Source organism: Alteromonas sp. KUL49 (assembly GCF_006538345.1).
Taxonomy (GTDB): Bacteria; Pseudomonadota; Gammaproteobacteria; order Enterobacterales; family Alteromonadaceae; genus Alteromonas.
In genome coordinates, this window is the sequence record NZ_BJKL01000039.1 from 1 (window position 1) to 811 (window position 811).

Genomic DNA, 811 nt, shown 5'->3' on the forward strand with positions numbered 1-811 from the left:
CCTTCTGATTTGCTTCCTATGCTTCATGAATTTTCCTCACTCACTCAGTTACATACGTTATGTATGCGCCTTCGCTCGTTCGTCGATTCATTCGCCTAGAAACCAACTCATCGCTTTTAACCCGCCTTTTGAATTCAGGTTGGGTAATGTTGTATGCATGACAAGCTAATCGTGATTTACCTTGTTATCAATCAAATCGATAACAAGCAATTCGTCAAGTAGAGTAGTAAGAACGTCTTTCGACATCTCAGTTACTCAATTTTGATTGATTACTATTAATATCAGCTTTCCAAATTGTTAAAGAACTTTTCGTGCAAAATCGTTGTGCGTAGCACCTCGACTTTTGCGCAAGGAGGACAAACAGTACTCTCAAGAGTATCGCTTACCCACCTTAGGGTAAAAAACCCTAATCAATGCTTACTCAAAAAGTAAATATTCATTAGGATTCAGGTCCAACATCGCACTTATATTCATCAACCAATTCGCTTGATAAAGTTAGTTTGAAGGCGAGAAGCGCAATGTGCGAGTAGCACTTGAGCATCACAGCGTTCAAAGTAACGCAAGCAAGTAGAATTGGTAGGCTTGGGCAGACTTGAACTGCCGACCTCACCCTTATCAGGGGTGCGCTCTAACCAGCTGAGCTACAAGCCTGTTCTTGCTTCTGCCTTGGCTCGTATTGCCGCGCTTGGTTTCGTCACTCTTCAGTCACATACTTTATGCATGCTCCTTCATCGCTCCTCAAGTCGCGCACCACTACAAACCAACTCATCGCAATAACACTTTGCTTTAGCTCTCTACTATGAAGCAAAGT

General features: G+C 42.5%; 1 tRNA gene. It reads right to left on the reverse strand.

The features are described 5' to 3' along the window. Positions 1-574 precede the first annotated feature (574 nt). Positions 575-651: transfer RNA gene (locus EYS00_RS20415), tRNA-Ile, on the reverse strand. Positions 652-811 lie beyond the last annotated feature (160 nt).